The sequence below is a fragment of the Butyrivibrio sp. NC3005 genome, from assembly GCF_000424545.1.
Lineage (GTDB): Bacteria > Bacillota > Clostridia > Lachnospirales > Lachnospiraceae > Butyrivibrio.
In genome coordinates this window covers 74,059-97,915 of record NZ_KE384207.1, presented here as the reverse complement: position 1 = coordinate 97,915, position 23,857 = coordinate 74,059, and the positions used below count along the sequence as shown (strand labels likewise).

The 23,857-nt window shown below is 35.3% G+C and carries 21 protein-coding genes; 15 read left to right on the top strand and 6 right to left on the bottom strand.

What is annotated here, in order from left to right; genetic code table 11:
• Positions 1–22: 22 nt before the first annotated feature.
• Complete coding sequence (locus tag G634_RS0116445) at positions 23–1,708, top strand: putative polysaccharide biosynthesis protein (RefSeq protein WP_051234202.1); 1,686 nt, start codon at positions 23–25, stop codon at positions 1,706–1,708.
• 219 nt (positions 1,709–1,927) lie between these two features.
• Here G634_RS0116445 and G634_RS0116440 read toward each other — a convergent pair whose 3' ends face one another.
• Positions 1,928–3,697 (bottom strand): Rqc2 family fibronectin-binding protein, encoded by a 1,770-nt coding sequence (locus tag G634_RS0116440; protein WP_026506181.1) that lies wholly within the window; start codon positions 3,695–3,697, stop codon positions 1,928–1,930.
• Between the two features lie 127 nt (positions 3,698–3,824).
• On the opposite strand from G634_RS0116440, the gene G634_RS0116435 reads away from it, so the two are divergent.
• From G634_RS0116435 to G634_RS0116385, 11 genes are all read left to right on the top strand, one after another.
• Positions 3,825–4,712 carry a YicC/YloC family endoribonuclease gene (locus G634_RS0116435; protein ID WP_026506180.1) on the top strand — a complete coding sequence of 296 codons (888 nt, stop codon included), beginning with the start codon at positions 3,825–3,827 and terminating at the stop codon, positions 4,710–4,712.
• A 21-nt stretch (positions 4,713–4,733) separates the two neighbouring features.
• Positions 4,734–4,997, top strand: coding sequence for an extracellular matrix/biofilm biosynthesis regulator RemA family protein (locus G634_RS0116430; RefSeq protein ID WP_026506179.1), 264 nt, complete (start codon positions 4,734–4,736; stop codon positions 4,995–4,997).
• Complete coding sequence (gmk, locus tag G634_RS0116425) at positions 4,987–5,613, top strand: guanylate kinase (RefSeq protein WP_026506178.1); 627 nt, start codon at positions 4,987–4,989, stop codon at positions 5,611–5,613. Before G634_RS0116430 ends, gmk begins: the two co-directional genes overlap by 11 nt.
• A gap of 162 nt (positions 5,614–5,775) precedes the next feature.
• The gene (gene rpoZ, locus G634_RS21020; RefSeq protein WP_026506177.1) at positions 5,776–6,156 is read left to right on the top strand and encodes a DNA-directed RNA polymerase subunit omega; all 381 of its coding nucleotides are present in this window, start codon (positions 5,776–5,778) and stop codon (positions 6,154–6,156) included.
• 11 nt (positions 6,157–6,167) lie between these two features.
• On the top strand, positions 6,168–7,532 hold the full coding sequence (gene rimO, locus G634_RS0116415; protein WP_026506176.1) for a 30S ribosomal protein S12 methylthiotransferase RimO: 1,365 nt from the start codon (positions 6,168–6,170) through the stop codon (positions 7,530–7,532).
• 39 nt (positions 7,533–7,571) lie between these two features.
• Positions 7,572–8,129, top strand: a complete 558-nt coding sequence (gene pgsA / locus G634_RS0116410) for a CDP-diacylglycerol--glycerol-3-phosphate 3-phosphatidyltransferase (RefSeq protein WP_026506175.1) — start codon at positions 7,572–7,574, stop codon at positions 8,127–8,129.
• A 66-nt stretch (positions 8,130–8,195) separates the two neighbouring features.
• Positions 8,196–8,663 (top strand): CinA family protein, encoded by a 468-nt coding sequence (locus G634_RS0116405; protein WP_026506174.1) that lies wholly within the window; start codon positions 8,196–8,198, stop codon positions 8,661–8,663.
• Between the two features lie 99 nt (positions 8,664–8,762).
• Positions 8,763–10,853, top strand: coding sequence for a DEAD/DEAH box helicase (locus G634_RS19775; protein ID WP_242826836.1), 2,091 nt, complete (start codon positions 8,763–8,765; stop codon positions 10,851–10,853).
• Positions 10,854–11,073: 220 nt separating this feature from the next.
• Positions 11,074–11,883 (top strand): HAD-IIA family hydrolase, encoded by an 810-nt coding sequence (locus tag G634_RS0116395; RefSeq protein ID WP_026506173.1) that lies wholly within the window; start codon positions 11,074–11,076, stop codon positions 11,881–11,883.
• A gap of 36 nt (positions 11,884–11,919) precedes the next feature.
• Positions 11,920–14,124: a tetratricopeptide repeat protein gene (locus tag G634_RS0116390; protein ID WP_026506172.1), complete on the top strand. Its 2,205-nt coding sequence runs from the start codon at positions 11,920–11,922 to the stop codon at positions 14,122–14,124.
• Between the two features lie 5 nt (positions 14,125–14,129).
• On the top strand, positions 14,130–14,792 hold the full coding sequence (locus G634_RS0116385; protein WP_035800551.1) for a thiamine diphosphokinase: 663 nt from the start codon (positions 14,130–14,132) through the stop codon (positions 14,790–14,792).
• Positions 14,793–15,210: 418 nt separating this feature from the next.
• Here the strand turns inward: G634_RS0116385 and G634_RS0116380 are convergent, their stop codons facing one another.
• Together G634_RS0116380 and G634_RS0116375 are read right to left on the bottom strand one after the other, a co-directional pair.
• The gene (locus G634_RS0116380) at positions 15,211–15,429 is read right to left on the bottom strand and encodes a hypothetical protein (RefSeq protein ID WP_026506170.1); all 219 of its coding nucleotides are present in this window, start codon (positions 15,427–15,429) and stop codon (positions 15,211–15,213) included.
• 216 nt (positions 15,430–15,645) lie between these two features.
• Entirely contained in the window at positions 15,646–16,575 is a 930-nt protein-coding gene (locus G634_RS0116375; RefSeq protein WP_026506169.1) for a pentapeptide repeat-containing protein, read from the bottom strand.
• A gap of 365 nt (positions 16,576–16,940) precedes the next feature.
• Here G634_RS0116375 and G634_RS19770 point away from each other — a divergent pair, with 365 nt between their 5' ends.
• Positions 16,941–18,464, top strand: coding sequence for a flotillin family protein (locus tag G634_RS19770; protein ID WP_051234200.1), 1,524 nt, complete (start codon positions 16,941–16,943; stop codon positions 18,462–18,464).
• A 77-nt stretch (positions 18,465–18,541) separates the two neighbouring features.
• Here the strand turns inward: G634_RS19770 and G634_RS0116365 are convergent, their stop codons facing one another.
• Entirely contained in the window at positions 18,542–19,483 is a 942-nt protein-coding gene (locus tag G634_RS0116365; RefSeq protein WP_026506168.1) for a carbohydrate kinase family protein, read from the bottom strand.
• A gap of 109 nt (positions 19,484–19,592) precedes the next feature.
• On the opposite strand from G634_RS0116365, the gene G634_RS0116360 reads away from it, so the two are divergent.
• Positions 19,593–20,150, top strand: a complete 558-nt coding sequence (locus G634_RS0116360; protein WP_026506167.1) for an NUDIX hydrolase — start codon at positions 19,593–19,595, stop codon at positions 20,148–20,150.
• A gap of 491 nt (positions 20,151–20,641) precedes the next feature.
• Positions 20,642–20,812, top strand: a complete 171-nt coding sequence (locus G634_RS21300) for a hypothetical protein (RefSeq protein WP_155830619.1) — start codon at positions 20,642–20,644, stop codon at positions 20,810–20,812.
• Positions 20,813–20,928: 116 nt separating this feature from the next.
• On the opposite strand, the gene rho is transcribed toward G634_RS21300, so the two are convergent.
• Together rho and G634_RS0116340 are read right to left on the bottom strand one after the other, a co-directional pair.
• Positions 20,929–22,785 (bottom strand): transcription termination factor Rho, encoded by a 1,857-nt coding sequence (gene rho / locus G634_RS0116345; RefSeq protein WP_026506166.1) that lies wholly within the window; start codon positions 22,783–22,785, stop codon positions 20,929–20,931.
• Between the two features lie 327 nt (positions 22,786–23,112).
• Positions 23,113–23,814, bottom strand: a complete 702-nt coding sequence (locus G634_RS0116340) for a hypothetical protein (protein ID WP_026506165.1) — start codon at positions 23,812–23,814, stop codon at positions 23,113–23,115.
• Positions 23,815–23,857 lie beyond the last annotated feature (43 nt).

The window sequence follows — 23,857 nt, the reverse complement described above, 5'->3', positions numbered from 1 at the left end:
ATCAAAGGAAAGGTTGAGAACCATGCAGGTTTTTCAATACCGGCATGGTTCTTTTTTGTGGTTATTTGAAATGTCTAAATCTGATAATGCAATTTTAAAACAAGCAGGTATTTTAGCTGTTGCAGGAATTATAGTCAGGATTATAGGACTTTTGTATAAAAGTCCGCTTACATCTATTATTGGCGATGAGGGCAATGGATATTACAATTCAGCATACAATTGGTATATTATTATTTTGATGATAAGCTCTTATAGTATTCCATCTGCAATTTCTAAAGTTATGGCACAGAAATTTGTACTTGGAGAGTACAAAAATGCGCAGAAAGTATTCAGATGTGCTCTTATATATGTTTTAGTAGTAGGGTTTGTTGGAACTTTAATAATTTTTAATTTTGCCAGCCTTATGGTGGGTAATAATGGAGCTTATGTTTTGAGAGTGTTTGCTCCTACGGTTTTTTTGTATGGACCGCTTGGGGTTATTAGAGGATATTTTCAGGCGCAAAAGACAATGGTGCCAACATCGGTTTCTCAAGTTGCAGAACAGCTGATTAATGCTGTTATATCAATTCTTGCGGCGTTTTGTTTGACGAATATTGCAATTTCTAAAGGGCAAAACAGTGCGATTTATGGAGCTGCAGGAAGTGCACTTGGAACAGGAGCAGGTGTAGTATTTGCACTTGTTTTTATGACTTTTGTCTATCATAAGAATAAAAAAGTTATAAATGAAAAAATAAAGGAAGACAACAATAAAACAGACGACACTAAAAAAGTGTTCTGGATGATTTTTACTATTGTTACTCCGTTTTTGATGAGTACATTTTTGTATAATATTACTCCTAATATAAACCAGAAACTTTTTTATCATATATTGGAAATGCGTGGTTTTGATGAAAGTCATATAGCAGCTTTATATGGAATATATGCGGGAAAGGCTCTTACTATCACTAATATTCCTATTGCACTTTCTTCTGCTCTTGCTTCAGCAATGATTCCTAGTATTTCAGAGAAATTTATTCAGGGCAAAAAGGAAGAATCAAATCTTATAGCAATAAAAGTAATTCGTGTTTCAATGCTTATTGCCACTCCTTCTGCATTGGGACTTATTTTTCTGGCAAGACCAATAACGCAGATTCTTTTTCCGCAAAGAAATTCGTTAAATGAGGCAGCTTTGCTGCTTGCGTTTTTGTCTGTTACAGTAGTTTTCTATTCTCAGTCTACTATCACCAATTCAGTTCTTCAGGGAACTGGAAGGCTTAAAACACCGGTTGTAAATGCGGTTATTGCTCTTATTGTTCAAACGATAGTATTAGTGGTACTACTTGATTATTCTAATCTTGATAATATGTGTCTTGTTCTTACAAGAGTTCTGTATGCATTTACAATGTTCCTTTTAAATGATATTGCATGTAGAAAAAGGCTCAAACTAAAACTTGATGTTAAAAAAGTTTATTTTATGCCATTATTGGCAGCACTTCTTATGGGGATTGCAGGAGCGGCAGTTCATTATGCTGTAGCATTTGCATTGGGTGGTTATAGTAAAATTGGATATATGCCAAACCTCGTAGCTTCTGCAACTGCTATTGTTGTGTCTGTCTTTGTATATTCAATCGTCTTGGTAAAGACAAATACATTAACAGAAGAAGATTTGATGAGTTTTCCAAAAGGAAATAAGATTATAAGAGTATTCAAAAAAGTTAGAATATTGTGATATTTGTTTAGAGATTTATAGTTTTTGTCACTTTGTTCTAAAAACTAAGCAAACTGACCGTTAAAAAAGCCCATGTCGTTAAAAAAACATGTTTTGGACTAGTTTGCCTTTTGATTTTTGTTCTCGAAAACTTGATTTAAAAGCAGGTTTTTAAATGAAATTGGAAAGAATTTCTAGGTTCTTGATTTTTTGATAAAAACAAAAACCTAGAAATTTTTTTTAATCATTCACTTCTTTGAGAGATGAAATATCTGGGCGTATAGCCATTGAGTAATTAGTATAATAAACTACAAATCCGGGTTTTGCTCCACCGGGTTTCTTAACATTCTTTCTTTGCAGATAGTCTATTTCAACTTTTTCTTGTTCTTTAGCTTTTGAATAATAGGCGGCAAGGCTGGCAGCTTCTTCAAATGCTCTGTCAGGCACTGTTTTTGCTTTTGTTTGTAATACTACATGCGAACCTGGCATCCCTTTTGCATGGAACCACCAATCAGAACCGTTTGCTAATTTGAAAGTTATCTGATCGTTCTGAAAATTGTTCTTTCCAACAAAAATATCAAAACCATCGCTGCTAATGTAATGGAGTGGTTTGCTGATGTTTTTGTCTTTTGGGCGTCTATTTTCGTTTGTCTTTTTGTGAATATAGCCGGATTCGATAAGCTCGTCTCTAATTGGAATAAGGTCAGCTTCTGTTCTGGCAATATCAAGTGAATTTTGAACAGACTCAAGGTGATCAATCTGAGCTTTGACTTCTACAGTGAGTTCAGATAGATTTTCAAAAGTGCGTTTCAATTTGTTGTAGCGTTCATAGTAACGACGAGCATTTTGGCTTGCGGTGAGTGTTGGGTCAAGAGGTATGGTAATATCTTCACCTGTATTATAATTGTTTACCGTTATTGATTTTGCAGAGGGTTCTGCACTGTATCCGTACACGTTTAGAAGTTCGCCGTATAAACGATATTTGTCTCTTTTTTGGGTGTCTTTCATTTGCTGCATTTGCAAATCATATTTTCTTATGGTTCTTTCTAAAGCTGTGCTTACAATATGTCTTAAGTTTGCTGATTTTTGTCTTATTCTGGTAATGGAATTTTTTTCAGAATAAAACAAAGATAAAAGTAAAGACATATTTGGCATTTCTTTTAAAAAGCAGTCAGGTGTCTTTTCATAGCTTGAAAGATGAAAAGCAGCATAATCTTTTGGATGACCATTCTCATAAGCTATGGCAGGTTTGAAATCTCCTTTTTTAATTCTTGTTACAAATAGTTCTAGTACATTAAACAAACGAATAAGCTGACCGTTTGATAGAGTATTTGCAGGAAGCAAGGCATCTACATCAGCTCTATAGCAGATTTCATTGCTTATCACGTTGGAAAGACCTGTATAGTTACTTATTAAAGCTTTAAATATAGGTTCGGGCCTTGCGGAAATAAGAGAAATAAAGCTTTCCTTTGTAATCTCGAGAGGATTCTCTTTGTTTTGTGTCTGAGGAATGAAGTATTTTCGGCCAGGCAGTACTTCTCTGACAGAACTAACAGAAGCTGGAATGTGTTTTATAGAATCAACTATAGTCTCAGAATCATCTATGAAAATGATATTTGAGTATTTTCCCATAAGTTCTATTAGAAGTGTTTTTGTTCTTAAATCCCCCATTTCGTCGAGGTGATCGATGTTGAATTGGATTATTCTTTCAAGTCCTGGCTGAGTGATGGAACGTATTCTTCCGTTCAAAATGTGTTTTCTAAGTACCATACAGAAAGTCGGAGCCTGCGCTGGGCTAGGCTTTGTGTCTTTGCTTATATATACAAGTGGAAGGGACGCATCTGCTGAAAGACATACTTTGCAAGTGCCTCCGCCTCTTTCTGCCTGAGGCTTTATAGTAAGCATAATTTCATCTTTTTCTGTTTGTGCAATTTTATATATGCGGCCATCTGTGCATAATTCTGAAAGCTCATGCACAATAGCTGCTACGGTAATACCGTCAAAAGCCATTTTAGTTATCCTTTCTGTTTAATTAGTTGACGCAGTGTGCGAAAAAAGCCTATAATTTTATGTATAAGGTGTAAATTGACTTTTTTCGCTCTAATTATTTTATCATAAAAACTGGAGGACACAATATATGGTCAGTAGTATGACTGGTTTTGGCCGCGGAGAAGTAATGCGTGAAAAGCACCGCATTACAGTCGAAATGAAATCTGTTAATAACAGGTATCTTGATTTGGGATTGAAAATGCCTAAGATGTTCAATATTCTTGAGGCTGATATCAGAACGGAATTAAAGAAATTTGTTAAGCGCGGAAAAGTTGATGTGTTTATAACCTGTGAAGATTTAAATGGTTCAGATACACGTATTCAGTATAACAAAGATGTGGCAGAGCAATATATGAGATGTCTTGAGAGTCTTGCATCAGATTTTGGTTTGAAAAATGATGTGGGATTATCAAGAATGGCGTCGCTTCCTGATGTTATTACTCAGGAAGTTGGAGAAATCGATGAAAACATTTTTTGGCCACCTCTTAAAGAAGCTATTGATCAGGCTGGTGAGCAGTTTTCAAATGCTCGTCAAAGAGAGGGAGAGTTTCTCAAAAACGATCTTGAAAAGAAGCTTGATAAGATGCTTGAAGATGTAAATTTCATTACAGAACGCTCTCCAATGATAGTGGAAGAGTATAAAACAAATCTCAGACAGAAAATTGATGATTTAATTCATGATATTCAAGTTGACGAAAACAGATTGGCAATGGAAGTGGCTCTTTTTGCAGATAAAATTTGCGTTGATGAGGAATTGGTCAGACTTCGCAGTCATATCGAGGCTACCAGGAAGGCTTTGGAAAATGGTGATAGCGAGAATGGTGTTGGAAGAAAACTGGATTTCCTTGCACAGGAGATGAATCGCGAAGCTAACACTACTCTTAGTAAAACCAGTGATTTGGAAGTATCCAATAAAGCGATAGATTTAAAGACTACCATTGAGAAAATCAGAGAACAGATACAGAATCTTGAATAATTGTAATTGAAAGTGTAGACTATGAAAGATGTTTTTACGCATATTGGATTTGGCAATATAGTAAATTTGAGCCATGTTATAAGCATCGTTTCTCCTGAGGCGGCACCTATAAAAAGACTGGTGCAAAATGCCAAAGATAAAGAGACTTGCATAGATGCTAGTGCTGGCAGAAAGACAAAGGCAGTTATTGTGATGGACAATGGAATGGTAGTGCTTTCTGCACTTCTTCCTGAGACTATTGCTGCAAGAATAGAAGAAAGAGATTTTGAGAAAAATGAAACGTAAAGGATTAATCGTTGTTATTTCTGGTTTTTCAGGAACTGGAAAAGGTACTTTGATGAAAAGGCTGGTTAAAGAATATGACAATTATGCATTGTCTGTATCAGCTACCACTAGGAATCCAAGACCAGGAGAAGAAAATGGTCGTGAGTATTTTTTTATAAAAGATGATGAGTTTGAGAAACTTATTGCTGAAGATGGACTTATAGAACATGCAGGATACTGTGGTCACTATTATGGAACACCTAGACAATTCGTAGAAGAGAAACTTGATGCAGGACTTGATGTAATTTTGGAAATAGAGATTCAGGGTGCGTTGCAGATAAAAAAGAAGTTCCCTAAAGCAGTTCTTCTTTTTGTAATGCCGCCAAGCGCACAGGTACTTGAAGAAAGGCTTAGAGGTAGAGGTACAGAAAGCGATGAAGTTATAAAAGGTCGTCTTTCCACTGCGGTAAAAGAATCAAAGGGAATAGAGGAGTATGATTATATACTTGTAAACGATGATCTGGATGAGTGTGTAAAAAAAATGCACGAAATTATTTCAAGTGCTCACTTTACTCCTGATAGAAATGAAGAGTTTATAGCTGAAATCAGACAGGAATTAAAAAAATTCGAACAGTAATTATATCAGAGTGATAAAACGTACAAAGCACAATTTCATTGACATAATAGTGATTATTGGGGTATAATACGTTGTTGTTCAGTTAGTGGTTGATGTAAAATGCCTAGTCTGAAAATGTTGAAATACCATATTCATTGAATGTGGTAAGAAAGGAAGTAAGAAATGATACATCCGTCTTATGTAGACCTGATGAATGTAGTAAACAAAGGTGTTGAGGAAGGTGAAGAACCTGTAATCAGCAGCCGTTATTCCATCGTTATGGCAACTTCAAAGCGTGCTAGACAGATTATTGCCGGTGATGAAGTTATGATTGATGCTAGTCCAAGAGACAAGGCTCTTACTGTAGCAGTAAATGAGCTTTATCAGGATAAGCTTGGTATTCTCACAGATGAAGAGAAAATTGCAATGGCTGAGACAATTGCAAAGAAGAATGCTGAGGCAGATGCTGAAGAATCAAATACAGAAAAGGCCGGTGATAAAGAAGGCAAGAAGGAAGATAAAAAAGAGAGCAAGAAAGATTCCGAAGAATCAGCAGAGGTATAATTACGAACGGGATGAAGATTTTATTTGTTTCGCTCGGATGCGATAAGAACCGTGTTGAGTCCGAGTACATGCTTGGCATGCTCTCGGAACATGGTTTTGAATTTACAGATGATGACACAGAAGCAGAGGCAGCAGTGGTCAATACCTGCTGCTTTATTAATGATGCAAAACAAGAAAGCATAGATACAATTCTGGAATTAGCAGAGCTTCGTAAGAGTGGCCGGCTTAAAGCGTTAATCGTAACTGGTTGCCTTGCTCAGCGCTATAAAGATGAAATTCAAAAAGAAATACCCGAAGTAGATGAAATACTTGGTACTACCGCATTCGACAAAGTAGTAGAGAGTCTTGAAGAGATAATATCAGGACAGAAGAATAATTATTTTGAAAGTATTGATAAAGCTCCAATTTGTGATAGAAAGAGAATTCTAACAACTGGTGGAAATTATAGTTATTTGAAGATTGCTGAAGGCTGTAACAAGAATTGCAGTTACTGCATTATACCAAAAGTCAGAGGACATTATAGAAGTGTACCTATGGAAAATGTTCTTCATGAGGCAAGAGAACTTGCCAGATTGGGTGTTACAGAGCTTATAATTGTTGCTCAGGAAACAACTGTTTATGGCATGGATTTGTATGGTGAGAAGAAGCTTCCAGAATTACTTAGGCAGCTTTGCAAAATCGAAGGCTTTGAATGGATAAGAGTAATGTACTGTTACCCTGAAGAAATTACAGATGAACTTATAGAAGTTATTAAAACAGAGCCTAAGATTTGTAAATATCTTGATCTTCCAATACAGAGCGGAAGCGATAATGTTCTTAGAAAGATGGGACGGCGTACTAATAATGCTGAAATTAGACAGCTTATCGAGAAATTAAGAAGAGAAATTCCAGATATTTGTCTTCGAACAACTCTTATATCAGGTTTTCCTGGAGAGACAGAAGATGATCATAAACAGACTGTTGAACTAGTAGAAGCTTTAGCTTTTGATAGATTAGGAGTTTTTACATATTCTCCAGAAGAAGGAACTGTCGCAGCTAATATGCCTGATCAGATTAGCGAAGAAACTAAAATACTTCGACAAAAAGAGCTTATGGAAGTTCAGCAGAAGTTTGCATTCGCATCAGCAAGGAAAATGATTGGTCAAAAACTCAAAGCTGTAATTGAGGGAAGAATTGGCGATGAGGAAGAAAAATATGACAATCAAGGAAGATGCCTTAGAACGTATGTGGCTAGAACGTACAAAGATAGTCCGGATATTGATGGTTTTATATTCATAGAGAACGTTCCATATGACCTTCTTAGCGGACGTTTTGTGGACGTAGTTGTTACAGACAGTGATTCCTATGATCTTTTAGGAGAGCTAATAGAGGACTAAAAATAATAAGGATGATGGAAGAAAGAGGGGAACGACAAAATGAATTTACCTAATAAGTTGACGATGCTTCGTGTTCTTATGATTCCTTTTTTTGTAGCGTTCATGTTGTTGGGATACAAATGGATAGCACTTGTATTATTTGTAGTTGCAAGTCTTACCGATTTGGCAGATGGTAAAATTGCTAGAAGATATAATCTTATAACAGACTTTGGTAAATTTATGGATCCGCTTGCAGATAAAATGCTTGTTTGTTCTGCGATGATCTGTCTTGTAGGCGCTAACCGAATTTGGACATGGGTTGTTATACTGATAATAGCAAGAGAGTTTATAATAAGTGGTTTTCGTCTTATTGCTGCAGAAAAGGGTAGCGTGATTGCTGCAAGTTGGTGGGGAAAGTTTAAGACTACTTTTCAGATGATTATGGTTATTATGATGATAATCGATGTGGATTATAAGATTAGTCATAGTGGAAATGCTTTGGGACAGGCTTATGGTATTCTCACAAATGTAATTATGTTCATAGCACTTGCACTTACAATTATATCCCTTGGAGATTACCTTATAAAGAATTGGAATGTAATGGATGGGCAAATGTAATAAAAAATGACTGCTTTATATATGGAATTTAGTGGCGTTTTTTACAGAGCCTAATAGGTAAATGCTATGGCTGAAAATGAGTTGCTTGTAAAACTTTTGATTAGTAGAAAGATGAAGATTACAACAGCTGAATCCTGTACGGGTGGTATGGTGGCTGCTGCAATTACTGATATTGAAGGTTCGTCGGAAGTTTTTAAACGTGGTTTTGTTACATATAGTAACGAAGCTAAAGAAGAGATGCTTGGCGTTGAGCATGAAATAATTGAGAAATATACAGAGATTAGTTTTGAATGCGCCGAGTCAATGGCAAGAAATGCTGCAGTTAGAGCAAATGCAGATGTTGCCATTGCAACTACAGGGATAGCTGGTCCTGGTGGTGGAACAAAGGAGCATCCAATTGGATGCGTTTATATTGGATTTTTCGTTAATGGCAAGGTTTTTTCAGAAAAAAAGCTGTTTACAGGAGATAGAAGCGAAGTGCGCAGGCAGGCAGTTGAGTGTGCAATACATCGAGTTCTAGAGATAATCCAATAAAACAATGATGTAGTATGTTTTAAGTTATGCTTATAGAGAAAGGGCAGGTCTGACATACATTGACCTGTCTTTTTTTCTGAGAAGAAAGGTTTAATTATAATGAGCGATATTTTAGAAGATCTCGAAATTTTTACAATGGATACAGATATATTTCATCATAGAGATGAACGTAAGGGTTATAAGAAATATAACGAGTCAAAGCGTGAGAATACGATAGAGAAAGATATGGAAATAGATTCAACAGATAGTTTTGTTGCAAAAGCATTTGGAAAAAGCGTAGATAAGGTAGAAAAGTCAGAGGCTGAAGAGTTAGTAAAGGCTGAAAAAATGGAAAATTGTGGTTCTAAAGAAACTTTTGAGAAAAAAAATTGCATAGAAGAGAATGCTAAGGCAGAAGTTTCAGAAGAAACTGAAGATAAAGAAGAAAAGAGACGTCGTTATGATGAATCCGGATTGGATGAACGTATTTTAAGAGCAGTTTCCGAGATGGGATTTGAATATATGTCGCCTATTCAGGAGGCTGCTATCCCTGTTATGATGTCTGGTCGTGATATCATCGGACAGGCTCAGACTGGTACAGGAAAGACTGCTGCATTTGGTATCCCAGTGCTTGAAAGAGTTGATTCTTCAAAGAAGGAGCTTCAGGCAGTTATCCTTTGTCCAACAAGAGAACTTGCAATGCAGGCAGCTGATGATATTCGTGATTTTGCAAAATATATGCATGGAATAAAGGTTTTGTCAGTATATGGCGGTCAAGATATTATGCGTCAGATTAGAGCATTATCTGGTGGAGTTCAGATTGTAGTTGGTACACCAGGACGAGTAATGGATCATATGCGTCGTCATACAATGAAGATGGAGACTGTTAAGACTTTGGTTCTTGACGAAGCAGATGAAATGCTTGATATGGGATTCCGTGATGATATCGAGACAATTCTTCAGGGAATGCCGGAAGAACGCCAGACAGCACTTTTTTCTGCTACAATGCCTAAGCCAATTTTAGAGATTACAAGACAGTATCAGAAATCTGATGCAGAATACATTCGTATGACTCCAAAGGAAATTACTACTAAGTCTATTGAACAGAGTTACTTTGTAATTCCTCGAAATATTAAGTTTGAAGTTCTTTGCAGACTTATTGATTTTTATCAGCCAAAGCGTTCTCTTATTTTTGCCAATACAAAGAGAATGGTTGATGAGCTTGCTACAAAGCTTAAGGACAAGGGATATGAAGCAGATGGTCTTCATGGAGATCTTTCTCAGAATCAGAGAGATATGGTTATGAATACTTTCAGAAAAGGTACTATCAATATTCTTATCGCAACTGATGTTGCTGCAAGAGGAATAGATGTTAGTGGTGTAGACTGTGTATTTAACTTTGATATTCCTGAAGATATTGAGTACTACGTACACAGAATTGGTAGAACAGGTCGTGCAGGTAAGAGTGGAAGATCTTTTACTCTTGTAAGCGGTCGTGAAATGTATAAACTTCGTGATATTGAGAGAATTTGTCATACCAAGATTGAAGAACGTAAAGTACCATCTGCAAAAGATATTACAAGAGCAAAATCTCAGAAGATTTTTGCTGAGGTTATTGATGTTCTTGAGAATGGAAACATTGATTCAACTCTTAACTTTGTAATGCAGAAGATTGAAGAGGGTGAATACACAGCTGAACAGCTTGCAGCTGGATTTATGCGTCTCAAGATGGGAGATGATCTTGAAGATCTCAAAATTGAGGATGAGCGTAGAAATCGTCATCGTGACAGAGGTCGTATGGGTTCAAGATCTGGAAGAGAAGGAAGAGGCCGTTTTGATAAAGAAGGAAGAGGCCGTTTTGATAGAGATGGTAAAGAGCGTAGAGGCGGTCGAGATAGGAAACGTTTCGGTGACAGAGACCGATTTGGTGATAAAGAACGTCTTGGAAAGGACCATGGAGCAAAACGTTTTGGTCGCGTAGAAGATAAAAAACGTGAAAATCGTGATTCTGACAGAAGGGGAAAAGAAAGACGTGTTGAAAAGAACCGTGGATTTGGTAAGGTTTTAGATAAAACTAAAACTAAAGAAGGACGCCTTTCTTCAAGAGAGCGTAGAGGAATGAGAGTCGAGAGAAGTGAGGATCGCTTTTTTGGAGGTGTAGCGATAAAAACTCGCGGTGCTGATGGAAAATTTCATAAAGACGGCGAATAAAACTATAGTTTAGTCTAGTGATATCAAAAAATCCGTATTTTATGTGCAAAAACATAAGATATGGATTTTTTGTTGATAAAAAAATATAATAAAATTTTTATGTGACATACTATATCGAGAGTGCTAAAATAATTACTGTTACTGTTTTTAGAAACATTAGTGATGATAAAAATAGTATGGAGACAGGATGATAAATAACTAAAGATTTTTGAGGAATGTAATGATGGATAGAATTGATTTATTACAGAAGACAAAAATGTTTGTTCTTGATATGGATGGAACATTTTATCTTGGGGATAGAATTCTAGATGGGGCATTGTCATTTATAGATATTGTAAAAAAGAAGAGTAAAGACTTTATTTTCTTTACAAATAATGCATCTACACGTCCGGAAGCATATATTGAGAAGCTTGGAAAAATGGGATGTGTTATTTCGAGAGATAAAATTTTAACTTCCGGTGATGTTATGATATCTTTTCTAAAAAACAAGTATCCTGATAAAAAGGTTTATTTACTTGGAACAAGACCTCTTATTGAAAGTTTTGAAGATGAAGGCATAGAACTTACAGATGAAGAACCAGATATAGTGGTAGCAAGCTTTGATAAGACATTAACTTATGAAAAGCTTACTAAAGCCTGTACATTTATTAGAAATGGAGCAGAATTTTTAGCAACACATATGGATATTAATTGTCCTGTTGAAGGAGGATTTATACCAGATTGTGGGGCAATATGTGCAGCTATATCGTCATCTACCGGAGTTAATCCAAAGTATGTAGGCAAACCTTTCAAAGAAACACTGGATATGATTGTTGAAAGAACAGGATATAATAAAAAAGATATAACTTTTGTAGGTGACAGATTATATACTGATGTAGCTATAGGAGTTAATAATGGTGCGAATGGCGTGCTTGTACTAAGCGGCGAGACTAAAATTGAAGATATTGAAAGAAGTAAAATTAAGCCAGATGCTGTATATGATTCGATTTATGAAATGGGAAAACTAATGAATAATTCGATAACGTTATAGGGCATGACTAATATATAACACAATATGGAGTAAGATATGGCAAACCAAAAGTCAAAGAGGACTAATAATTCAAAAAGAAAAGCAAATGTTTATTCTAATAAAGGGGTAAATTCATCAAAAAAGAGCATAAAAAGTTCAAATCATGTGGTGGTGAATTCGGCCAAAAATAATATAAATAATTCTAATCATGGGAATGCTTCAGCAAAAAATAATGTAAAGAATTCAAATTATGTGGTGAATACAGTAAAGAAAAATGTAAACATACCAAATCATGGGAAGGCTGCAAGTATTGGAACATCAAAGGTTGCAGATAATAAAAATGTTCAAAATATTTACAGCAGCGAAACAGGTAAAAATGTCGAGCATACTTTGAATGATTCGGTAGATAATAAGGAAAATATTCTAATAAAAAATAGCGAACACAAAATATCAAATGCAAACGAAAAGAGCCAGACACGTGTAGCGTCTTCTGAAATTGTTGAAAAGACAAAGAAGGCTACTTTGGATAATAAGAAGTCAAACGAAAAGGATGTCAGAAGTAAAATGACAAAAGGATTTAAAACAGATAATAAAATAGAGCCAAAAGAATCTGAAACAAAGGTTCTGAAAAAGCCTACAGTTGAAGTTGTGAAAGAGGTTAATTCGGAAGAACATTTTCAAAATAAGAGTTCATCAAGTAGCATAGATGCTTTGTACAATGAAAGTGTTGAAGACATACGTATGCAGGTTACTGAGGAACTTGAAAGAAAGCAAAAGTTCTGGAATAAGTTTGATTTAATAGAAAGAATACTTGTAGTAGTACTCGCTGTAGCTATCCTTACTGGAGCATTTATGCTATACCAGAATATGACTTCTGTAAGAGTTGCAAGGGCATTAACTATTGCAGAAGCAGCTGAAAGCTCAGGCGATTATCAAAAAGCTGTGGAAAATTATAAGAAAGCACTTGCTCAAGACGGTTCATCACTTGTGGCATATCAGAAAATGGCTAATTGCTATGTAAGTCTTGGAGACAATAAAGAAGTTGAAAAGACATTATATGCAGGATGGCAGAGTACACACAATCAAGGACTTCTTGAAAATTATGTTACAGTTAGACTTAATAACATAATGACTAATATTGAGAATAATTCTGGAACATTTGACAATGTTAATGATGTTGTGGAAGTGTTAAAACTTAGCCCAAATAATGCGAATGCAATTGGACTTTTGAATACCATGTATGATAGATATATGGTAGAACAAAATCAGGATGGAGAAAATGTTGTATTCTGGAGCTTTAATGGAACAAAGTCTTCTTTTGACAAATATGCAGATGCTGTTGATGCAATGCTGAATCTTTATGATGCAAGTCCATCAGAAGAATTTAAAGCGGTTATCCAAAAATATATGATTCCAGAAGGCACAACGTTATGGGTTGATTTAGATAATTGCAAAGATTACGCTAGCATTCTAGAACAGGCACAGAAGAGTCTTGGAGAGAACTCGACGCTTTCTTCTCTTGAAGGATGCTTAAATGATGCAGCTGATAAGAATAAGTTTTTTTCGTCATTATATAAGAAGCTTTCTGAAAAGGATGTAAGTGCATTGATTCCTTTTGTTTTGAAAGGTGATGTAATTAAGTTAAAGAGTGAATTAGAACAAGGAGAAGATAATTATCTTGTTCTAAGCCATGATCAGAAATTTAGTGGTAATGGAATTGTTGTTAAGCTTAATACAGATAATGTATGGACATATCAGTTTGTTGATGAGAAGAATTTAAGTGGGCATCTTGGGGTTATGTCAGTTGAACTTAGTAGCTCTTCTGTTTTGAGAAATGCTCAAAAAGCTAAGTCGTCTGTTGACAAAAGCAGCAAGGCCGGTACATCTAATAGTTTAGAGGTAGAAATTCCTGAATCAGGACAGATTACAGTAAGTTATCTTCCACCTGTTAATGATAAGCATGATTTTGAAGTGAAATATATACTAAGCTGTGATTATAGGTTAAAGACTAATCAGGATAATACTGAAAATAATTCAAAAACAAACAGGAAGAATAGACGTAAGAAAAATACAAAAGTAACTACGGAAAGTGAAAATTCTGCTAGTGGAAGTTCTTCAAGTAGTGATGCAAAAGAAAAATCACAGGAGAAGTATGAAGGTGTATTTACTTTAACAAGAATTATTTCACATTCAAATGGTAGAGTGGAACGTACTATTGTTAATAGATGGGCAGGAGAAAAGCTTGAATTAATAGAGGAGTAAGTTTGATGGAAAAAGGAACTTGTATTATTGTATCTGCTGGGGATTTTTCTGAATTTGGAATAAATAAAAAGCAGGGTGATTTATTAATAGCCTGTGATGCAGGTTTAAAACATGTTTTGAAACTTTATAGTTTTCCTGATTTAATAATAGGAGATTTCGATTCTCTTGGAGAAAACGAGGAAGATTTGAGGCTTCTTAGTTCGTTTTATAACGATGATCCGGACAGTGTTATTAAACTTAATGTTCGAAAAGATGATACTGATACGCTTACAGCGATAAAAAAAGGATTTGAGAAGGGATATACAGATTTTAAAATATTTGGCGCTCTTGGCGGAGATAGATTAGATCATACACTTGCAAACCTTCAAAGTCTGTTGTATATCAAAAGACATGGCGGAAATGGAAAAATAATTGATTCCAATAAGATGTTAACTGTTGTTGAAAATGAGATTATAACGCTAAACAAGGGATTGACTGGAAGAGTATCTGTTTTTGCTATGGGTCAAAAGGCAAAAGGTGTTTATTTGAAAGGGCTTTCTTATGAAATGGAAAATGGAACAATTACCGAAGATTTTCCAATAGGAGTTAGTAATGAGTTTGTTCCAGACAAAGAAGCAGAAATAGGGGTAGCTGATGGTACTCTTCTTGTTTATATTGAAAGGCTATGATTTATTTTCTTGATTTTCCTGATGAAAACAAAAAACTATAGGTTATTGTTACTTATATTTGATAAATGAGTTTTGCTGGCTTGTAATATTTCATGAGCAGAACTGTATATAAACGTTGGTCTGGGGTTTAAAGGCATAAATAATGCCTTTAAATCTGCCTACGGCAGACGACATAATTTAAAAGTGTTTAAATTATGCCGCATTTACTTAGGTTCTGTATTTTAGAACCTTATGTACCATTACGTTTATAATCAAGCGAAAGCGTGTCTGCGACGAAATATACAAACAGCAAAACGGATTGCATAAAACAATAAAGTATAGTTAACGAAAAATCGGACAAGCATCAGCTTGTCCGATTTGAATCTTGTAAAATAATAAGAGTGTAGATGTAATTCCTATAAGAATGAAACGACATTAGTTAGCCACAAAGGCTCATTTCTTTGCCGTTACGATGATAGCGGAAAGTAGTACCGTTTTCGTACTGGATGCACAAAATTGTCTGATTATCCATGTCCTTATCAAGCCAATACTTCTGAATTCTTCCGTAGTTCCAGGTCTTACATTGCTCTTTATGCTGATTCACTGCATCTACAATAGCATGCTGTGTGAGTGAATCTACATTCCTCCATGCGCACATGACGTTGCCCCCTTTTGATTGTTTCGTGTTTTCTACAATTAGTATTCTATCACATCATTATGCTAAAATGTCCGAAAAAACGTCATAAAAAAGTCTCCGGAAAAACACTCGTCAATATTTTTCCGGAGAAATAGCTTGATAATTGAATTTTAACAAAATAAGTATAAAAAGTTTGTGAAAATTTCACAATGCTCTAAAAGGTAGATTTTACCTTAATTAATCGTTTCCGGAAACCAGAATGCCGGTACATTGCTCGAAAATCTCAATGTCAAACCCTGGAATGTCATATATTATCTGCTTTTTTTCTTCTGGTAACTTATCCCACCACTCTTGTCTAGGGAATTTATCATACGAAGGAACAGAGATTTCATTATTGCCATCATTCATTCCAAAAGCAGGTGATTGCTGATACTCTTTCTCTGCGCAACCGATATCGTTATTCCATTTGGTAGATTTCTTCGGCATAAGCATCAAGATATTACGCGCATCTGAATTCATCCATTCTTCTCGTGTGATTGGTGATGGTTGATTAAATAGCATAAAAGGAGTTTCGCCTGTGCAAAACGATCCAGAATTATAATTACCAGCATTGAAATCACCAGCATTAAAATCGCCATTGTTATAACAACCTGCATTGTTATTACCCTGATTGTGTTCACCAGAGTTAAAGTGCCCAACGTTACCTTCTCCAACATTATTGTTGCCTGAATTAAAAGAGCCGGCATTCTTTTCTCCAATATTAAACGACCCGGAATTCTTGCTTCCAAGATTACCATATCCTGAATTACTGTCACCAATATTATCATCACCAGAATTCAGGAATCCGTTGCAGTTAAGTCCTACATTTAATTCATTTAAAAGTCTTTCTCGAGGAATTTCATGAATAATGCGGACTTTATTTGTGTAATATCGGTCTTTTCTACTGTCTGAGTCTTTTTCTATTTCGTCGATTACTTCTACTTCGAATAAGCGACATGGAGAACCATTGTACTCATACAAAAAGCACTCCTTTAATCTGGAATAAATGAACATATCTTCCTGGCAGTATTCAGATAAATCTGCATATGTTTCACCCTCACGCTGATAGCTTTCACGAATCATGATATAACCTTTTTTTAATGGTGAATTGATTGTTCCATTGTCCATGAATAACCTCCAATATAAGGAATTAACGTTTTTTATATGTAGTTCAATAATGAGTTTGTTCTCATTGGATATAGAATGAATATATCTATTTATATAATAACATTTTAATGAGGATAAATAAACTATATTGCGTTGATTTTCGATTCTCCATAAATTTTGCAATTGAATTTTACTAAAATGCTTTTTGAAATAATACGAAAAAAATAAAAAATGTTTTACTGATAAAATGTATTTTTTTTAGGATGAAATACACCTTTTATTATTGTTAAATACGTAACGAATTAGTATAATTACAAATGTAATTGATAAGGGCGAGTCAATTATTAAAAATCTATATTGCCAGTTGAATTGAAGGGGGTATTATTATGCCAGACATGACAGTTGTATCTATTATTCCTATAATTGCAGTTGTTTTAATACTTATTATTATTGCAATGGGATATGTTAAAGCTCCTACCGATGAGATTATCATCATCTCAGGTCTTAGACGAACTCCTAAGATTATAAATGGTCGTTCGTCAGTTAAAATTCCTTTTTTGCAGAGAACAGACCGCTTATCACTTAAAATGTTAGCTGTTGATGTTAAGACATCAAAGACAATTCCTACTCTTGATTATATTAATATCATGGTTGACTCAGTTGCAACAGTAAAGATAAGTGCTAATCCGGAAATGATTCAGCATGCAGCAGAGAACTTCCTTAATAAGGATAGCAAATATATTAATTCAATGGTTGTTAATGTTCTTGAAGGTAATCTTCGTGAAATTATTGGTTCTATGAGACTTGTAGATATCATGAATGACAGAAAAACATTCGCAACAAAGGTTCAAGAAAACGCAGCCGTAGATATGGCTAAAATGGGACTTGAAATCGTTTCTTTCAATATTCAGAATATTGATGATGCAGGACTTGGTGTTATTGATAACCTTGGTATTGCAAATACAGTTGCAATACGTAAAAATGCAGAAATCTCCAGGGCTAATGCAGAAAAAGAAATTGCTGTTGCTCAGGCAATTGCAAAGCAGGAAGCAAATGATGCAAGAGTTACTGCAGAAACAGTTATAGCCACAAAGAATAATGAACTTCAGATTAAGCAGGCTGATCTTAAAGTTCAGGCTGATACAAAGAAAGCTGAGGCTGATGCTGCTTATGAAATTCAGAAGCAGGAACAGATGAAGACTATCGAAATAAAAACTGCCGAAGCTCAGATTGCAAAGCAGCAAAAAGAAGTTGAAATTAAAGAGCAGGAAGCTGCAGTTCAGGAACAACAGCTCAATGCATCTATTCGTAAGCAGGCTGATGCTGAAAGATATCGTGTTCAGCAGCAGGCAGAAGCTAACAAGTTCCAGACACAGCAGGCTGCAGATGCTGAGAAGTATAAGAGAATTGCAGAAGCAGAGGCAAAACTTGCTGAGCAGCAGAAAGCTGCAGAGGCTATTAGAGTAGCCGGTGAAGCAGAAGCTGCAGCTACAAAGGCAAAAGGTATAGCAGAAGCAGAAGCAATCAAAGCAAAAGGTGAAGCAGAAGCAGCAGCAATGGATAAGAAGGCGGAAGCGCTTAAGAAGTACGGTCAGGCAGCTATGACTCAGATGGTAGTTGAGAAACTTCCTGAGATGGCTAAGGCTATCGCACAGCCACTTTCAGCTATTGATAAGATTACTATTATTGATGGAGGAAGCTCATCCGAAGGTGTTAATGGTGTAACTTCAATGGGCGGATATGTTCCAGGCGTTTTGGCAAAGACAATTGAATCTGTTAAAGAAACAACCGGATTTGACTTAAAAGATGTAATGCAGGCTAATACAATCTATGCTAAGACAGATAGAAATGTTAAGTTTGATGCAGAGAATCCAGTAGTAGTTGAAACAGCTACCAAAAATGAGGATTGATGATTGATAATCCTTATAGATAAAAATTAAAAAGGTGCGTATAAGAGGCGGAAAGCTTCCTATACGCACTTATTTAATTAAATATCTAAATCAGTTATTTTTACATCGAGACCAAATTCTTCAGGAAGGAATCTTGGACATACGTTTTCTTTTGTTGCAATAACTGATGCGGCAAGTCTGGTTCCAATTTCGCAGGACTGACCAAGTGTTTTTCCATAGGTAAGACCGATGGCTACACCAGCAAAGAATGAATCTCCAGCGCCGGTTGTATCCATTACTACAACACTTCTTGGCGGACAGAAACCGGATTCCCCGTTAAGAGAAGCATATACAGCGCCTTGGTGGCCCATTGTAACAACCATATTGTATATTCTTGTAGTTTTGACTTTTGCTTCTATTACTTTTTGCATCTGCTCAGGAGTATATCCTGAATAATCCTCAGAGTAGAGTAGCCCTGCCTCTTGCTGATTGCAAACAACGCAGGCTGTTCTTGCAAGAAGATCTCTTCTTTCCATAGCGATAGACATATTTGAAACTACTGCATACACTTTTTTATTATATTTATCAGCAAGCTCAAAGATTTTTTTTAAGATATCGGAATCCATATCAATTTCGACAACTATACTGTCTGATTGAGAGATGATTTCATCGCCTTTTTCTTTTAAGATGTTTCTAATTTCAGATAAGTCAGGACGCTGAGAAATTGATGCTACTACATCACCTTGATTATTAAATACTGCAAGCCATGTGCCAAGACCACCGGGGACTTTGCGAATATAAGATGTATTAATCATATGACGATTAAGTTTGTCAATTACATCTTGACCAGTACCGTTATCATCGACTACACTGATAAATGTTGGCCTGAGCTCAACATTAGCAATGTCTTCAGCTACGTTACGAGAAACACCTCCGTGTACGGTGCAGACGCGACCTACGTTGCGTCCTCCTTCAATATATTGTGTAATAGGATATCCTTTGATATCCACAAAAGTTGCTCCGAATACAACAATGCCCATATACTGCTCCTTTAAAAAATATTTCAGCTGAAATAAGCTAACCTATATATTAACATAATGTGCGAGAAATAAAAAATAAAATTATTTTTATAGAAAGATGAGGAAAATAATGAATAGTAAATTAAAACGACTTGGAAGAAGAATAGCGTTTGAGGGAGAAGTTGTAGATTTATATAAAGATATAATGGAGTATCCAGATGGAAGCATGCATGAATGGGATTATGTACACCATAAGAGAGGTTATGGTGCATGCGTGATTCCAGTACTTCCTGATGGTAGAATAGTTCTTGTAAGACAATTTAGACCTGCTGTTGATGAAGTGATTTTGGAAATACCGGCAGGAGGTATTGAAAAAGAAGATAAGGACACACTAGTATGCGCTAAAAGAGAGCTAACAGAGGAAACGGGATATACTTCTAATGATTTTTCTCACCTTTTAAGAGTACAGGTTGCAGTTGCGTACTGCAATGAATGGCTTGATATTTATCTTGCAAAAGATTGTCAAAAAGCTCAAAGCGGACAGATACTAGATCAGGGTGAAGATATAAATGTTGAAATTTATACGTTAGATGAATTACTAGATAAGGTTTATAATTTTGAAATAAAGGATTCAAAGACTGTAGCAGCAATAACAGCTTATGCAGTAAAATATGGCAAAAAGAACTAAGTACTGATTTGCAGGATAAGAAAAACTATGTCAAAGATATTAATGAAAAAGTGTTTTAAAGCATTTGTAAACGAGAAGGCGCCATGAGAGGGGTGCTCATGGCGCTTGAGTGATTACTAGGGAAGGGTAATGTTATAGTTGGGGGAGGAGACCCTTCCAAAGTATGTATGAAAAGAGTATTGCTACTTTTAATATCGGATTTGTTTTCGAAAACTTAACACTAAATTTGATTAAAATTATTATAGAAACCATGTCGTTTATTTTGAAAAAGAAATTCATTTTAGTATTGATTCATCATTATGAATAAATATGTGTATTTGACACAACTAAATGAAGTGCATTGATGAACGATAATTCGAACTTGTAAAGAAACGTGAATTATTCTATTATTTCTAGTGTACAAGTTTGTTTTCAAAGGCGTTGTTATATGATTCGTGGGGACGATGATTTTCGCTTTTGAAATGGTTTCACTCATGGGAGGAGATTATAACATGGGAGAGCCTAATAGCAAAAATGCAGTAGACATTTTGAATAAGTTGATGAATCAGCAGTTCTTTCCACCGTATGCAGGACGTTATGGTGCTGTAGCGTATGGAACAGATAAGCAGAAGCATCATCCTAAGAAAACTACTGCTAGCTACAAAACTTCACGTGCTAAATAAATTTTCTTTAAGAATAAATGTTCTTTCATTGTTTCTTGTAGAATTTTTAGGCATCGAAAAACTCCACTTTTCATGAAAATTGAAAAGTGGAGTTTTTTGATGCTTAGATATTGATATCAGAATAGCATTTTCTTTTCCATAAGGTGTATAAAATCTCTGTTACTTCTTGTTTGTGAAAACATAGATAAAATTTGGTCTACAGCTTCGTCAGCCTTCAAACTGTTAAAGCCTTTTCTCATATAGTTAACTGCATCAAGTTCAGAAGAAGTAAGGAGAAGATCTTCCCTTCTTGTGGATGACTTGGAAATATTGATAGCAGGGAATATTCTCTTTTCCTGAAGTTTTCTATCGAGAATAACTTCCATATTACCAGTTCCTTTGAATTCTTCGTATACAACATCGTCCATTTTAGAACCAGTCTCAATAAGTGCAGTAGCAAGAATTGTAAGACTTCCACCTTCACGCATATTTCTTGCAGCACCAAAAAAACGTTTAGGCATATGTAGTGCAGCAGGATCGAGACCACCTGAGAGAGTACGGCCTGAAGGTGAAATTGTTTGGTTATAAGCTCTTGTTAAACGTGTAATGGAATCAATTAATATAAATACATCTTTTTGATGCTCAACAAGTCTTTGTGCGTGCTCTAAAGTCATTTCTGCAACGTGTACGTGATGGTCAGCGCCTTCATCGAAAGTCGAGTGAATTACTTCAACATTTGGTCCAAGAAGAGATTCTTTTATATCTGTAACTTCTTCTGGTCTTTCATCTATAAGAAGAATAATAAGATGAATTTCAGGGTAACTTGTCTTGATTGATTTGGCTACTTCTTTAAGAAGAGTTGTTTTACCAGCTTTTGGTGGAGAAACAATCATTCCTCGCTGACCTTTTCCAATTGGTGCAATAAGATCCATTATTCTCATTGCAACTGAACCACCTGATCTTTCTAGAGTGAGGCGTTCATTTGGAAAGATAGGTGTCATTTTTCTGAATTCAAAACGTTTTACAGCAACATCAGGAGTGTAACCATTTATAAAATCAAGGCGAAGAAGAGGTGCGAATTTTTCGTTTTGTGTTTTAATAGCTGCTCTTCCAGCAAGAATATCACCTTTTCTAAGCGAAAATTTCTTTATAATTACTGGAGCAACATAAATATCGTTAGCACCGCTTTCATAGTTAGCGTCACGAATGAATCCATAACCATCAGGCATTATCTGTAAAATACCGCTTACTTGAACAGAATTCTCATCTGTAAGATTTTCAGAAGGAATAGAAGTTTTCTCACCATCATTTTTTACTGTATCAGATTTGTAGATGTCGCTTTTTAAATAATCATTTTTGGAAATGTTTGTTCTATCGTAATCATTTCTGGAAAAATCAACTTTGGAATTGTCAATTCTCTCGTTGTCCTGCTTAAAACTGTCTAAACTATTATTTTCATTAGTAATAGTATCCTGCCTGGAAATATCAAAGGTTGTATCATTGTTCTTGAAACTATCGATATTTTTATAATTATCATTGTTTCTAAAACGATTTGCAGATGCTGAAGAAGGATTGTAATTCTGCTGGTTTGATATCGGGTATCTAGATGCAGAATGATTTGTATCTCTTCTTGAAGACTGATTTGAAACCATTATGATTCGACGAGAACCGGTTTTAGAATGATTACTTTGTGAAGGTGAATCAGAAGCAGTAGTCGCTTTGCTTGTTCGCGTAGAATAGCTTGGTAATGCTTTCGAAGCAGCAGGATTTGTAGATGGAACATTTGCTGGAATAGTATCATTCAGCTTCCTGTTTTTAGGTGTTCTACCTGCCGGATGGCTTGTTTTTTCCCTTGATGAGCTTTCTTTTGCATCAAGATTACATAAACGGTCGATTAAATCAGCTTTTTTCATCGCAGATACGCTTTTTAAACCTCTTGCTTTTGCAATCTCTTTTAAATCAACAAGGTTAAGTGTTTCGTACTTTTCTCTCATTATTGTCGATTCCTTTGTGACTAAAAATTTAGAAATATATAACAGTAAATAACTAAACAATATAACGGTTATAGTGCATTTTGAGAACATCGCCTGAATTGGCATGACTTTCCCGTAGAGGCTACAATAGCAAAAAATAAGGCTCATGTCAAGTGAAATTTGACTAAAAGTTTAAGTAATTGTTACTGCTTATTGTTTTATACAGAAGAAAACCCTGCAGATGGGAGGGCTGCAGGGTTAAAAAGAGGACTATGGAAGGAAAGGGTTGTATTTGGGGGAGGAGTCCTTCCATTGATACTTCATATATCGACGTGATTTTGAAAAACTTTATACTTTTTTCAAAATTTTTTTTGAAAATACAGGGAAACTTTTTTTCTTGAATCTTTTGCTTATTTCGTCAGGATGATTTAAGCTCCAAATGCCGGAAGATTTAAGAGATTCTAATTCATTTCCTTTTCTGATTATTTTGACATTTTCAGGAAGAGATATATTGCACCTATACAAAAACTCTATCCATTGATGAATTTCTGATGGAAGAAAAGGTAGTCTTTCATCTGTTTCAAATCTCATGCTGGAATCAATCATGACAGAAGTGGCTTCGAATCCTTTTTGAACCAATTCATTTATAGTTATAGAATTAACTGATGATTTCTGATAATTCTTTAATAGAACTTTAGTCATTGCTCCAGAAAATTTTTGATCGAGTTCTTCTATATAATGTTCATCAAGAAGATATAGCTTTCTAAAATCAATAAGCTCGTCATTGATCAGTATGGATTCGACCATATCTCCAGTATCCTGTACAGTGATGGGTTCATGGCATTTTTCACATATAGTGGTACCCACTAATTTATTACGAGAGCTCATATGAACATATAGATGAGATTGGTCTGCATGACATTTTGTACAAAAAAGAGGAAATACAACCGTATCAAGCCTGAAAAAAAGCTTTCCCTCAGAATTTTGAATAAGTAGAATTCTATTGGCATTTTTTTGAGAACTAACAGGTGAGTAATACGCAAGTGACATAGCAATAACTCCTTCAATATATTTAATAATATATCCTCTAAAC